At 67.9% G+C, this 12,674-nt stretch carries 13 protein-coding genes; 12 read left to right on the top strand and 1 reads right to left on the bottom strand.

Annotated elements, in window-relative coordinates:
• Positions 1–10 precede the first annotated feature (10 nt).
• The 7 genes from rplO (at position 11) to rplQ (ending at position 5,325) form a co-directional block, all read left to right on the top strand.
• A complete protein-coding gene (gene rplO, locus LG334_RS19525) occupies positions 11–496 on the top strand; it encodes a 50S ribosomal protein L15 (protein WP_404380663.1) in 486 nt (161 codons plus the stop codon).
• Between the two features lie 52 nt (positions 497–548).
• Positions 549–1,892, top strand: coding sequence for a preprotein translocase subunit SecY (gene secY, locus LG334_RS19520; protein ID WP_404380661.1), 1,344 nt, complete (start codon positions 549–551; stop codon positions 1,890–1,892).
• Positions 1,889–2,545 carry an adenylate kinase gene (locus LG334_RS19515; protein ID WP_404380659.1) on the top strand — a complete coding sequence of 219 codons (657 nt, stop codon included), beginning with the start codon at positions 1,889–1,891 and terminating at the stop codon, positions 2,543–2,545. Before secY ends, LG334_RS19515 begins: the two co-directional genes overlap by 4 nt.
• Positions 2,546–2,655: 110 nt before the next feature.
• Complete coding sequence (rpsM, locus tag LG334_RS19510) at positions 2,656–3,024, top strand: 30S ribosomal protein S13 (protein ID WP_009541252.1); 369 nt, start codon at positions 2,656–2,658, stop codon at positions 3,022–3,024.
• Between the two features lie 26 nt (positions 3,025–3,050).
• The gene (gene rpsK / locus LG334_RS19505; protein WP_009541251.1) at positions 3,051–3,446 is read left to right on the top strand and encodes a 30S ribosomal protein S11; all 396 of its coding nucleotides are present in this window, start codon (positions 3,051–3,053) and stop codon (positions 3,444–3,446) included.
• A gap of 258 nt (positions 3,447–3,704) precedes the next feature.
• Positions 3,705–4,721, top strand: coding sequence for a DNA-directed RNA polymerase subunit alpha (locus LG334_RS19500; protein WP_404380656.1), 1,017 nt, complete (start codon positions 3,705–3,707; stop codon positions 4,719–4,721).
• A gap of 178 nt (positions 4,722–4,899) precedes the next feature.
• Positions 4,900–5,325 carry a 50S ribosomal protein L17 gene (rplQ, locus tag LG334_RS19495; protein WP_404380654.1) on the top strand — a complete coding sequence of 142 codons (426 nt, stop codon included), beginning with the start codon at positions 4,900–4,902 and terminating at the stop codon, positions 5,323–5,325.
• Positions 5,326–5,482: 157 nt separating this feature from the next.
• Here rplQ and LG334_RS19490 read toward each other — a convergent pair whose 3' ends face one another.
• Positions 5,483–7,513 carry a methyl-accepting chemotaxis protein gene (locus LG334_RS19490; protein ID WP_404380652.1) on the bottom strand — a complete coding sequence of 677 codons (2,031 nt, stop codon included), beginning with the start codon at positions 7,511–7,513 and terminating at the stop codon, positions 5,483–5,485.
• A 251-nt stretch (positions 7,514–7,764) separates the two neighbouring features.
• On the opposite strand from LG334_RS19490, the gene LG334_RS19485 reads away from it, so the two are divergent.
• The 5 genes from LG334_RS19485 (at position 7,765) to LG334_RS19465 (ending at position 12,667) form a co-directional block, all read left to right on the top strand.
• The gene (locus LG334_RS19485; protein ID WP_404380650.1) at positions 7,765–8,454 is read left to right on the top strand and encodes a DUF2270 domain-containing protein; all 690 of its coding nucleotides are present in this window, start codon (positions 7,765–7,767) and stop codon (positions 8,452–8,454) included.
• 81 nt (positions 8,455–8,535) lie between these two features.
• Entirely contained in the window at positions 8,536–9,969 is a 1,434-nt protein-coding gene (locus LG334_RS19480; protein WP_404380648.1) for a DegQ family serine endoprotease, read from the top strand.
• 21 nt (positions 9,970–9,990) lie between these two features.
• Entirely contained in the window at positions 9,991–11,310 is a 1,320-nt protein-coding gene (locus LG334_RS19475) for a replication-associated recombination protein A (protein WP_404380646.1), read from the top strand.
• Positions 11,307–11,693: a fluoride efflux transporter CrcB gene (gene crcB / locus LG334_RS19470; protein WP_404380643.1), complete on the top strand. Its 387-nt coding sequence runs from the start codon at positions 11,307–11,309 to the stop codon at positions 11,691–11,693. Before LG334_RS19475 ends, crcB begins: the two co-directional genes overlap by 4 nt.
• A complete protein-coding gene (locus LG334_RS19465; protein WP_404380641.1) occupies positions 11,690–12,667 on the top strand; it encodes an RluA family pseudouridine synthase in 978 nt (325 codons plus the stop codon). Before crcB ends, LG334_RS19465 begins: the two co-directional genes overlap by 4 nt.
• The last annotated feature ends 7 nt before the right edge of the window (positions 12,668–12,674 follow it).

Genomic DNA, 12,674 nt, shown 5'->3' with positions numbered 1-12,674 from the left:
GCGTATCGCTATGAAACTCAACGAGCTCCGCGACAACCCGGGTGCCACGAAGGCGCGCATGCGCGTCGGCCGCGGCATCGGGTCGGGCAAGGGCAAGACCGGCGGCCGCGGCGTGAAGGGTCAGACCTCGCGCACGGGCGTCGCGATCAACGGCTTCGAAGGCGGCCAGATGCCCATCTACCGCCGCCTTCCGAAGCGTGGCTTCAACAACATCTTCCGCAAGGACTATGTTGCGCTGAACCTCGACCGCATCCAGGCGGCCTTCGACTCCGGCAAGCTGGACGCCGGCCAGCCGGTCACCGCCGAGGCCCTGGTGGCGGCCAACGTCATCAGCCGCGCCAAGGACGGCGTCCGCCTTCTGGGCATGGGCGAGCTGAAGACCAAGGCGACCTTCAAGGTGGCGGGTGCTTCCGCCTCCGCCAAGGACGCCATCGAGAAGGCCGGCGGCACCATCGAGGTGCTGGCCCCGGCCAAGACGGAGGAGGGCGGCGCGTAAGGCGCCGCCCCTTTCCCTTTTTCCGACCGTTTGTGACCTGAGAGAGTAGGGCATGGCATCTGCCGCCGAACAGCTCGCCGCGAACATGAACTTCAGCGTCTTTTCGAAGGCGACTGAACTCAAGAAGCGGATCTGGTTCACCCTGGGGGCGCTGATCGTCTACCGGGTTGGCACCTACATCCCGCTGCCGGGCGTGAACCCGCAGGCGCTTGCCGACGTCTTCGCCCAGCAGGGCGGGGGCATCCTCGGCATGTTCGACATGTTCGCGGGTGGTGCGCTGTCGCGCATGACCATCTTCGCGCTGAACATCATGCCCTACATCTCGGCGTCGATCATCATGCAGCTGATGACCGCCGTCAGCCCCACCATGGAGGCGCTGAAGAAGGAAGGCGAGTCGGGCCGGAAAAAGATCAACCAGTACACCCGCTACCTGACGGTGCTGATCGCGGCCATGCAGGCGTACGGCATCGCGGTCGGCCTCGAAGCCATGAGCGGCTCGGCCGGCGCGGCAGTGTACGACCCCGGCTATTTCTTCCGCTTCACCACCGTGGTCACGCTCGTGGGTGGCACGCTGTTCCTGATGTGGCTGGGCGAGCAGATCACCGCCCGCGGCGTCGGCAACGGGATTTCGCTGATCATCTTCGCGGGCATCGTGGCCAACCTGCCCGGCGCGCTGGTCGGCATGCTGGAACTGGGCCGCACCGGCGCGCTCAGCCCGGCGATCATCATCGGCATCATGGTCCTGGCCGTGGCCGTCATCGCCTTCATCGTGTTCATCGAGCGCGCTCAGCGCCGCATCCTGGTGCAGTACCCGAAGCGCCAGATGGGCAACAAGATGTACGGCGGCGAGAGCACCCACCTGCCGCTCAAGATCAACACGCCGGGCGTCATTCCGCCGATTTTCGCCAGTTCCATCCTGCTGGTTCCGGTGACGGCGGCGAGCTTCAGCGCCGGCCAGGGGCCCGAGTGGCTGCGCGAGGTCGTCGCGCTGCTGGGCATCGGCCAGCCGTTGCACATCGTTCTGTTCGCCGCCCTGATCATGTTCTTCGCGTTCTTCTATACGGCGGTGGTGTTCAACCCGGCCGATACCGCGGACAACCTAAAGAAGTACGGCGGCTTCATTCCCGGCATCCGGCCGGGCAAGAACACGGCCGAGTACCTGGACTACGTCCTGACCCGGCTGACCGCCGTGGGCTCCATCTACCTGGTGGTGATTTCCATTCTGCCGGAGATCCTGATTGCCGAGGTCGGTGTGCCCTTCTACTTCGGCGGCACCTCGCTTCTGATCGTGGTGACGGTCACCATGGACACGGTGGCCCAGATCCAGTCCCACCTGCTGGCGCACCAGTACGAGGGACTCATTAAGAAATCCAAGCTGAGAGGTAAGCGCGGATGAAGGGGAAGCGCATCATCTTCATGGGGCCTCCGGGCGGCGGCAAGGGCACCCAAGCCCAGCGCCTGGAGGACAAGTTCGGCATCAAGCAGCTGTCCACCGGCGACATGCTGCGGGCGGCGGTCGCCGCCGGGACCGAGCTGGGCAAGCAGGCCAAGCAGGTCATGGATGCCGGTCAGCTGGTTTCCGACGACCTGATGATCGGCCTGATCTCCGAGCGCGTGGACCAGCCGGACTGCGCCAACGGCTTCATCCTGGACGGCTTCCCCCGCACCATCCCGCAGGCCGAGGCGCTCGATGCGCTGATGGCCGACAAGGGCATGGATCTGGACGCGGTGATCGAGTTGCGCGTCCCCGATTCGCTCCTGGTGGAGCGCATCACGGGCCGCTTCTCCTGCGCCAAGTGCGGCCGCGGTTACCACGACAAGTACCAGCAGCCGAAGGTTGAGGGCGTCTGCGACGCCTGCGGCTCGACGGAGTTCAAGCGCCGGGCCGACGACAACGCCGAGACGGTGACGTTGCGCCTGGAGGCCTACCACAAGCAGACCGCGCCGGTTCTCGAGTACTACGAGAAGAAGGGCAAGGTTCACGTGGTCGACGGAACCAAGGATATCGACCAGGTCACGGAAGATCTGGTCGCCATCCTGGAAAAGTGATTGACGGTGGGTTGACTCGGGGGTGGCGATGCATATAATCGCGCACCTTCGGGCCACCCGCCCCGCAATGGAAATCGACAACAGTCGCACGAGAGTAAGGAGTACGGGCTTTGGCGCGTATCGCTGGCGTTAACATTCCCACCAACAAGCGGGTGGAAATCGCGCTGACCTACATCTACGGCATCGGCCCGAAGAAGGCCAAGGACATCCGCGAGCAGGTCGGCATTGCCGACTCCGTTCGCGTGAACCAGCTGTCCGATGACGAGGTCATGCGCATCCGTGAACTCATCGACAACGAATACCGGGTCGAGGGTGACCTGCGGCGTGAGACGGCGATGAACATCAAGCGTCTCATGGACCTGGGCTGCAACCGCGGCCTGCGTCACCGCAAGGGTCTGCCGGTCCGCGGCCAGCGCACGCACACCAATGCGCGCACCCGCAAGGGTCCGGCCAAGCCGATCGCCGGTAAGAAGAAGTAATTTCGGGCAAGGGATAGGTTCGGCACATGGCCAAGGCTGCTCAGACCGCGCGTCCGCGTCGCCGCGAACGGAAGAACATCTCTTCCGGCATCGCGCACGTGAACGCGTCGTTCAACAACACCATGATCACCATCACTGACGTGCAGGGGAACGCGATCTCCTGGTCGTCCGCTGGCGCTCAGGGCTTCAAGGGCTCGCGCAAGTCGACCCCGTACGCGGCACAGGTCGCCGCCGAGGACGCCGGCCGCAAGGCCGCGGAGCACGGCATGCGCACCCTGGAGGTCGAGGTGTCGGGTCCGGGTTCGGGACGTGAGTCCGCCCTGCGCGCGCTGCAGGCGACCGGCTTCACCATCACGTCCATCCGCGACGTGACGCCGATCCCGCACAACGGCTGCCGGCCGCGCAAGCGCCGCCGCGTGTAAGACGCGCAGGCGCCGCGCGTCCGCCGCGGCGCGCCAACGGTCCGCAAGGTTACGCCGGCCCGAGCCCAGGCTCTGGCCGGCGCCGTGCCGTCCCGGATCGCGGTCTTCGGCCCAGTGGGGCGCGGGCCGCACCCGCGCCAGGCCGGCGGTCAGGCGTCATCGGCACACCGCCGAGCCGGCGCAAAGGTAAGGACTTCGGCGTACCCGGGCGCCGGTCGCAAGGGCCCGGAGACAACCGGATAGAATAGGGGCACGCCCGTGATTCAGAAGAACTGGCAGGAACTGATCAAACCGTCCAAGCTCAGCGTCGAGCCTGGCGACGATCCCGCGCGTCTGGCGACGGTGGTCGCCGAGCCGCTTGAGCGTGGCTTCGGCATGACGCTCGGCAACGCGCTGCGCCGCGTGCTGCTGTCGTCCTTGCAGGGCGCGGCGGTCACCGCCATCCAGATCAAGGGCGTCCTGCACGAGTTCAGCAGCGTCGAAGGCGTCCGCGAGGACGTGACCGACATGATCCTCAACATCAAGACGCTGGCGCTGCGCATGGGTGGCGAAGGCCCCCGCCGCATGACGCTGAAGGCCACCGGCCCCGGTCCCGTCACCGCCGGCCAGATCGAGCCGGGCGCCGAGATGGAGATCATGAACCCCGACCTCGTGATCTGCCACCTCGACCAGGGCGCGACCCTGGACATGGAGTTCACGGTGAACACGGGCAAGGGCTACGTCCCCGCGGCGATGAACCGCAACGAGGACAGCCCCATCGGCCTGATCCCGGTGGACAGCATCTTCAGCCCGGTCAAGCGTGTCTCCTACAAGGTCGAGAACAGCCGTGTCGGTCAGGTCACCGACTACGACAAGCTGTCCATGGACGTGGAGACCAACGGCTCGGTCACGCCCGAGGACGCCGTGGCGCTGGCCGCCCGCATCCTGCAGGACCAGCTGCAGCTCTTCATCAACTTCGAGGAGCCGCAGGCCGCCTACGAGGAGAAGAAGGAGGAGGAACTCCCCTTCAACAAGAATCTCCTGCGCAAGGTGGACGAGCTGGAGCTGTCGGTCCGTTCGGCGAACTGCCTGAAGAACGACAACATTATCTACATCGGCGACCTGGTTCAGAAGACCGAGGCGGAGATGCTCCGCACGCCGAACTTCGGCCGCAAGTCGCTGAACGAGATCAAGGAAGTGCTGGCCTCCATGGGCCTGCACCTGGGTATGGAAATCCCCAACTGGCCGCCCGAGAACATTGAGGAACTGGCCAAGAAGCTGGAAGAGCCGTACTGAGGCGCCTCCCGTTTTCGGGGTTTACCTTTCGGGCCGCCGGGTCTAAAACCGGCGGCCCATCCGGTTCCATGAGGGAGCCATCCCGCCGTGCATGCCGCATACGTCCATTCAACCGGGCGCGGCGGCGGGACATCGCAATCGGTTTCGCGTCGCGAGATCCAGTTACAGGAGAGCACCCATGCGTCACGGCATGTCGGGCCGCAAGCTCAACCGCACCAGCAGCCACCGCAAGGCCATGTTCGCCAACATGGCGACTGCCCTGCTGAAGCACGAGCAGATCAAGACCACCGTGCCCAAGGCCAAGGACCTGCGTCCGGTCGTCGAGAAGCTCATCACGCTGGCGAAGCGCAACACCCTGCACACCCGCCGCCAGGCCGCCGCGATCATCCGCGAGGATGCCGTGGTCCGCAAGCTGTTCTCCGAACTGGGCGAGCGCTACAAGGACCGCAACGGCGGCTACACCCGCGTCCTGAAGGCCGGCTACCGCTACGGCGACGCCGCGCCGATGGCCGTCATCGAGCTGGTTGACCGCAACGTCGACGCCAAGGGCGCCGAGGACAAGGCGCGCGTCGAGGCCGAGGCGGAAGCCGAGGGCGAGGAGTAATCCTCCTCCGCATTCGCGGTGTCCGGATATGATCAAGGGCGGCCCTGGCGGGCCGCCCTTTTTCATGCCTGCTTGCCGGCGGGAGAACCAGGCCGCGGGCGCCGCGTCCCCGGCTGGTGCGGCGCGTGCCGAACAGCCGGGGACGCGGAAGACCTGATCAGGCGCTGCGGACCTGCCGGAGGAAGCGCGCCATCTCCGCCTGCAGGGTGTCGGAGTTGCTGTTCAGGCCGGTGACCGACGTCAGCACCTCGTCGGAGGCCGTACTGGCCCGTTCCGCTGCCGAGGTGACGCCGCTTATGTTGGTCGTCACTTCCCGCGTGCCCACGGCCGCCTGCTCCACGTTCCGGGCGATTTCGGCCGTGGCGGCGTTCTGTTCTTCCACCGCCGAGGCGATGGAGGACGTGATTTCGTGAACCTCGCGGATCACGTCGCCAATGGACTTGATGCCGTCGACGGCCGCGAGGCTTTCCTTCTGCACATCGGTGATCTGCGCCGAGATGTCCTCGGTCGCGCGCTGTGTCTGCTGGGCGAGGGCCTTCACCTCGTTGGCGACGACGGCGAACCCCTTGCCGGCGTCGCCGGCGCGCGCCGCCTCGATGGTGGCGTTGAGGGCCAGAAGGTTGGTCTGCTCGGCGATGTCGGTGATCAGGCTGACGACGGCGCCGATCTTCTCGGCGGCGTCCGACAGGCCGCGCACCTGCTCGTTCACTTCTTCCACACGCCGGGTCGCGCGGCCGGCGACCGCCGACGACTGGGACACCTGCCGGGAAATCTCGGAGATGGAGGACGCCAGTTCCTCGGCGGCGGCGGACACGGTTTCGACGTTGGCAGAGGCTTCCTCGGCGGCCGCGGCCACGGCGGACGCCTTGCTGGTGCTGTCGTCGGCGGTGCGCGACATGTCTCCGGCGGTGGTTTCCAGGACTCCGGCAGCCGACGAGACGGCCTTGATGATGCCGCCGACGGAGGCTTCGAAATCGTCGGCCAAGCGGTTCATGGCGGCGCGCTTGTCGGCTTCGGCCTGGCGTTCCAGGGCCTTCTGCTCTTCTGCCAGGCGCTCCGCCTCCTGGCCGTTCTCCTTGAAGAAGGCAACGGCGGCGGCCATCTGGCCGATCTCGTCGCGGCGAGTGCGGCCGGGGATGGCGGTCTCCCACTCCTTGCGGGCGAGGCGTCGCATGGCCTCGGTCATCCCCGCAACGGGCCGGCCGATGTTGCGGCCGATGAGGACGGCGTTCAGCACGCCGACGACGACCGCCAGGACCAGGACGGCGATCATGACGGTCCAGGCGCGGTCGATGTCGGTGGCGAGTTCGGTCTTCTGGTCGGCGCGCAGCTTTTCAGCGGCGGTTTCAAGGTCCCGCGCGGTCTCGATCAGGCGAGGGCGGAGGTCCTGCTGCTCCTGTCGGCCGTCGACGAATGTCCGGAAGGCGGTCTCGAAGCCGTTGATCTCGGCCAGCACGGCGTCGGCGACCTCGCGCGTCGCCGGCCGGTCGGCGCCGTCCCGCAGGGCCTGGGCGCCGCCGCGCAGCGTGTCCACGCCGGCGAGAACCTGGTCGCGCGACTCGACATCGTCGCGGATCTGGTAGTTCTTTTCGTCCCGGCGAACCTCCAGCATGGTCTTGATGAGGCGGTTGGCCGCGTCGGCCTCGCGCAGTTCCTCCAGCACGGCGGCGCTGGCGGCGTTGCCGTCCAGCAGGTCGCGCACCTGGGCCTTCTGCTGGGCCCGCAGGTCTTCCAGCACGTTTTCCACCTCGCGGGCGGCGGCCTCCATGGCGGCCAGGGCCGTGGCGGCTTCGCGGTCGATCTCCACATAGCGATCAAAGGTGCCGGCGTAGTCGGCAGTGACGTCCGCCAGGTCGTCCATCAGGCGGTCGTTGGCGGCGGACTGGAACTGCGCCTTGGACTCCCTGGTCTGCGCCTGAATGCCGTCGACCAGGCTGCGGACGTCTCCCGCCTCGTCGGGATTGCCGCGCAGCATGTAGTTCTTTTCCTCGCCGCGAAGGTCGAGCACGAACTTGAGGATGCGGTTGGCGTCGTCGGCCTTGTCGACCCGGTCGGTGACGTCGGTCAGCGCAGCCAAACCCACCGCGCCGAGGATGATCGTCAAGGCAAGGACGCCGCCGAAGGCCAGCGCAAGTTTTTTGCCGATGGTCAGGCCGGGCGACCTCCGGCCGGTCGTCTGTTGAGCCATGGTCTGGGGGTGCTCCTGGGGAAGGGGAGGGTCGGGTTTTCCCTGCCCGTCGTGTAGAACGGATGCTTTACGTTTGATACGGGATGTATGATCCTTTCGGATCACCAGAATAGCCCTAAAGTTCCCCTGGCCGCAGACCCGTGGCCGCTGTCGGCGGCGCCGCCGTTCGCGTGCGTGCAAGCCATGGCTGCGGGCGGTACCCTTGCCCGAAAGCGCACGCAAGAGGCAGTTCGCACCGGGAGGCGCCCGCCATGGCCACCGCCACGACCAAGAACCGCGACCAGGATGTCCCGTCCACCTTCAGCGGCCCGGAACTCGGGGCCATCGCGCATCTGTACAGGGGTGAGGTCTACCGCTCGACCATCTGGCGATCGCGGCTGGACAACACCACGAACTGGGCGGTCCTGACCACGGGCGTCGCCCTGTCCATCGCCTTCGCCAGCCCGCAGGCCTCGGCGCTGCCGCTGATCCTGGTGGGGCTTCTGGTGGCGGCATTCCTTGCGTTCGAGGCGCGGCGTTACCGCTATTTCAACGTCTGGCGGGCGCGCTGCCGGTTGATGGAAACCGACATCTACGCTCCCATGCTCCGCGGCGAGGGCGTCACCCTCGACGGCAAGTGGAACGCGCTTTTGTCCAGCGACTACCTGCGGCCGCACTTCCACATCAGCTACACCCGCGCGCTGGGACGCCGGCTGCGCAAGAACTACGCCTATATCCTGACGGTTCAGGCGGTCGCCTATGCCGGCAAGCTGTCGGTGCATCCGGCCGCCCTCGACAGCGTGCCGGCATTGCTGGAGCGCGCGGCGGTCGGCCCGGTGCCGGGCGTCGTCGTTCTCGGCGGCGGCCTGCTGTTCCATGGCGCGTGGATCACCCTGGCGCTGGTGACCTTGCGCATAGAAAAACGCTATCGCCGCTCGGGCGCCTTGATCGCCATTGCATGATCCGGTCGGCTTGCGCCTTTTGCGCCGTCGGGCGGGCCGGTGTATACCGGCGTCACGACCACCGCCCGGACAATGACGAGGATGGACATGCGGCGCCTGATCGCCAGCCTGATGTTGACAACCCTGGGCCTTGTCGCCCTTGCCGCCCCCACGATGGCCCAGCAGCGCGTGGTGCCCGACAGCAAGGCAGAGGCGCTGCTGTCGTTCTCGCCTGTGGTGAAGCAGGTGACGCCGGCGGTGGTCAACATCTACACCAAGACGGTGGTCAAGACCCGCGCGCCCATGTCGCCGCTGTTCAACGACCCGTTCTTCCGCCGCTTCTTCGGCGACGCCCTGCCGCGCGGCGGTACGCGGGAGCGGGTGGAGACCAGCCTTGGCTCGGGGGTGATCGTGCGCGACGACGGCATCGTCGTTACCAACGACCACGTGATCGCCGGCGCATCCGAGATCACCGTCATCCTGGCCGACCGCCGGGAGTTCGAGGCCGAGGTGCTGGGCACCGACGAGCGGACGGACCTGGCCGTCCTGCGCCTGGAGACGGAAGGCGAGGCCCTGCCGACCCTGCCGCTGGCCGATTCGGACGCGCTGGAGGTGGGGGACCTCGTGCTGGCGGTGGGCAATCCCTTCGGCGTCGGGCAGACGACCACCATGGGAATCGTCTCCGCGCTGGGGCGGACCACGGGCGGCGGCGACAGCCAGCACGATTTCCGCTCCTTCATCCAGACCGACGCCGCCATCAACCCCGGCAATTCCGGCGGCGCCCTGGTGGACGGCCAGGGGCGTCTGGTGGGCATCAACACCGCGATCTATTCGCGCGACGGCGGCAACGTGGGCATCGGCTTCGCCATTCCGTCGAACATGGTGCGGGTGACCGTCGACAGCCTGATCTCCGAGGGCCGGGCGGTGCGTCCGTGGTTCGGGGCCGGCGGGCAGGGGGTGACCAACGACATCGCGCAGTCGCTGGGCATGGCGCGGCCGGTGGGCGTGCTCATCAACGAGATCTATCCCGGCGGCCCTGCCGACCGTGCGGGGCTGAAGGTCGGCGACGTGGTGGTGGCCGCGGGCGGCCTGCCCGTGGTCGGGCCGGCGGACCTGCGGTATCGCATCGTCACCGCTCCGCTTGGGGATGACCTGGACCTGACCGTCCGGCGGGCGGACGGCGAGCGGGTCGTGCGCGTCGCCCTGATCCCGCCGCCGGAGGACCCGCCGCGCAACGTCACGCGGCTGGAGCGTTTCGACGGCCCGTTCGAAGGGGCGGAGGTCGCCAACCTGAACCCGGCGCTGGCCGAGGAGATGGGACTGGACAGCCTGCAGCGCGGCGTGGTGGTTCTGGCGCTCAAGCGCGGCGGCACGGCGGCGCGGCTGGGTTTCCGCCCGGGCGACATCATCACCCGCGTCAACGACCGCGAGACCCCGACCATCAAGGAACTCCAGCGCGCCGTGCGGCCGACCGTGCGGTGGACCATCACGCTGCTGCGCGACGGCCGCTCGCTGACCACCACGCTGTCTCAGTAGGCAAGGAAGGATCGCGCTGCCGTGGCCGGCCCCTCGCTGTTCGACGCCCGAGCCCCGCGCCCGCTGGCCGACCGCCTGCGTCCGAGAACGCTGGACGAGGTGGTGGGGCAGGATCACCTGATCGGCCCCGACGGGCCGCTGGGGCGCATGGTGCGCGCGGGCAAGCTGCAATCCATCGTGCTGTGGGGCCCGCCCGGCTGCGGCAAGACCACCATCGCGCGCCTGCTGGCCGATGGCACGGACCTGCACTTCGAGCCCCTGTCGGCGGTGTTCTCGGGCATCGCCGACCTGCGCAAGGTGTTCGAGGCCAGCCGCAAGCGGCGCGAGGCGGGGCAGGGGACGCTGCTGTTCGTGGATGAAATCCACCGCTTCAACCGCAGCCAGCAGGACGGTTTTCTTCCCTACGTGGAGGACGGAACGGTGGTGCTGGTGGGCGCGACCACCGAAAACCCCAGCTTCGAGCTGAATGCCGCCCTTCTCTCGCGCTGCCGGGTGCTGGTGCTCAACCGCCTCGACGAGCCGGCGCTGGAAAAGCTTCTGGCCCGCGCGGAGGCGGAGCTGGGCGCGCCCCTGCCGCTGACCGGCGAGGCGCGGCAGGCGCTCAAGGCGCTGGCCGACGGCGACGGGCGGTTCCTGCTGGGCATGGCGGAGGACATCGCCAACGCCGGGATTTCCGAGCCGCTGGACCCGGCGGGGCTGGCGGGCATCATCCAGCGCCGGGCGCCGGTCTACGACAAGGACCGCGAGGGGCACTACAACCTGATCTCGGCCCTGCACAAATCCCTGCGCGGCTCCGACACCGACGCGGCGCTCTACTGGATGAACCGCATGATCGACGGCGGCGAGGACCCGATCTACCTCCTCCGCCGCCTGACGCGCTTCGCCGTGGAGGACATCGGTCTGGCCGATCCCGGCGCCGTCACCCAGGCCATCGCGGCGTGGGAGACCTATGACCGGCTCGGCAGCCCGGAGGGGGACCTGGCGATTGCACAACTGGTCATCTATCTCGGCACCGCGCCCAAGAGCAACGCCGGCTACAGCGCCTTCAAGGCGGCGCGGCGGGCAGCGAAGCAGACCGGCAGCCTGATGCCGCCCAAGCATATCCTCAATGCGCCGACGCGCATGATGAAGGACCTGGGCTACGGCAAGGGCTACCGCTACGATCACGACGCGCCGGAGGCGTTCTCGGGCCAGAGCTATTTCCCCGAGGAGATGGAGCGCCAGCGCTTCTATGATCCGCCGGAACGCGGCTTCGAGCGCGAGCTGCGCAAGCGCATCGACTTCTGGGACCGCCTGCGCGCCCGCCGCCGCGCCGAGGACGAGGGGGAGGACGGCGCGTGACGCTGAAAATGCTGCTGGCCGTCGCCGCCGGCGGGGCGCTGGGCTCGGTCGGGCGCTATGCCACGGGCGTGCTCATGGGGCGGCTTCTGGGCATGGGCTTTCCGTGGGGAACGCTGACGGTGAACATCGTCGGCAGTTTCGTCATGGGCGCGCTGATCGAGTGGGCGGCCCTGCGCGGGGTGATGAGCCAGGAGGCGCGGGCCTTCGTGTTCGTCGGCGTGCTGGGCGGCTTCACCACCTTTTCCAGCTTTTCGCTGGACGTGGCGACGCTGGTGGAAAGGGGTGCGCTGGCCCCGGCGGCGGCCTATCTGACGGCGACCATCATCGTGGGCGTGGCGGCCCTGTTCATCGGACTTTACACCGCGAGGACCCTTCTGACATGAGCGGCGTGCAAACCCTTTCCGTCACCGACGACGAGCACGAGCTGCGCGTCGACCGCTGGTTCAAGCGCCATTTCCCGGACCTCAAGCACGGCAGGCTGGAGAAGCTTCTGCGCACGGGCCAGATCCGCGTCGACGGCAAGCGCGCCAAGAGCAACCAGCGGCTGGAGGCCGGCCAGGCCGTGCGCGTGCCCCCGCTGGGCGAACAGCCCGACCTGCCGCCGGACGACGAACCCAAGGTCTCGCAGGCTGACGCGGCGATGATCCGCGCCTGCGTCATCCACATGGACGATGACGTGATCGTGCTCAACAAGCCGCCGGGCCTCGCGACCCAGGGCGGCACGGGCACGACGCGCCACATCGACGGGATGCTGGAGGCCCTGCGCTACGACTACCCGGACAAGCCGCGCCTGGTGCACCGCCTGGACCGGGATACGTCCGGCGTGCTGGTGGTCGGTCGCACGGCCAAGGCGGCGTCGGTGCTGGCGGCCGCCTTCAAGAGCCGCGACGCCCGCAAGGTGTATTGGGCGGTCGTCGTCGGCGCCCCCAAGCTGGCGGAGGGGAAAATCTCCGCGCCCATCGCCAAGGCTCCCGGCAAGGCCGGCGAGCGCATGGAGGTGGACGAGGACTGGGGCAAGCCGGCGGTCACCGTCTACCGCACGGTGGAGTCGGTGTCGGGCAAGGCGGCATGGCTGGAGATGGAACCGCTGACGGGCCGCACGCACCAGCTTCGCGTTCATGCCGCCACCATGGGCACGCCGATCCTGGGCGACGGCAAGTATGGCGGCGCCGAGGCGCATCTGTCGGGCCACGGCGTCTCCCGCAAGCTCCACCTCCACGCCCGCGCGCTGCGGCTCCCGCACCCGCGCGGGGGAATGCTGGAGGTGAAGGCGGAGTTGCCGGAACACATGGCGGAAACCTTCGAGTTTTTCGCCTTTGATGTGGCGGAGGCGGGGGATCCGTTCGGGGAAGAGTAACCCTGTC

Source organism: Caenispirillum salinarum (assembly GCF_044803115.1).
Lineage (GTDB): Bacteria > Pseudomonadota > Alphaproteobacteria > Rhodospirillales > Rhodospirillaceae > Caenispirillum > Caenispirillum salinarum_A.
This window is presented reverse-complemented; position numbering and strand designations above follow the sequence as displayed.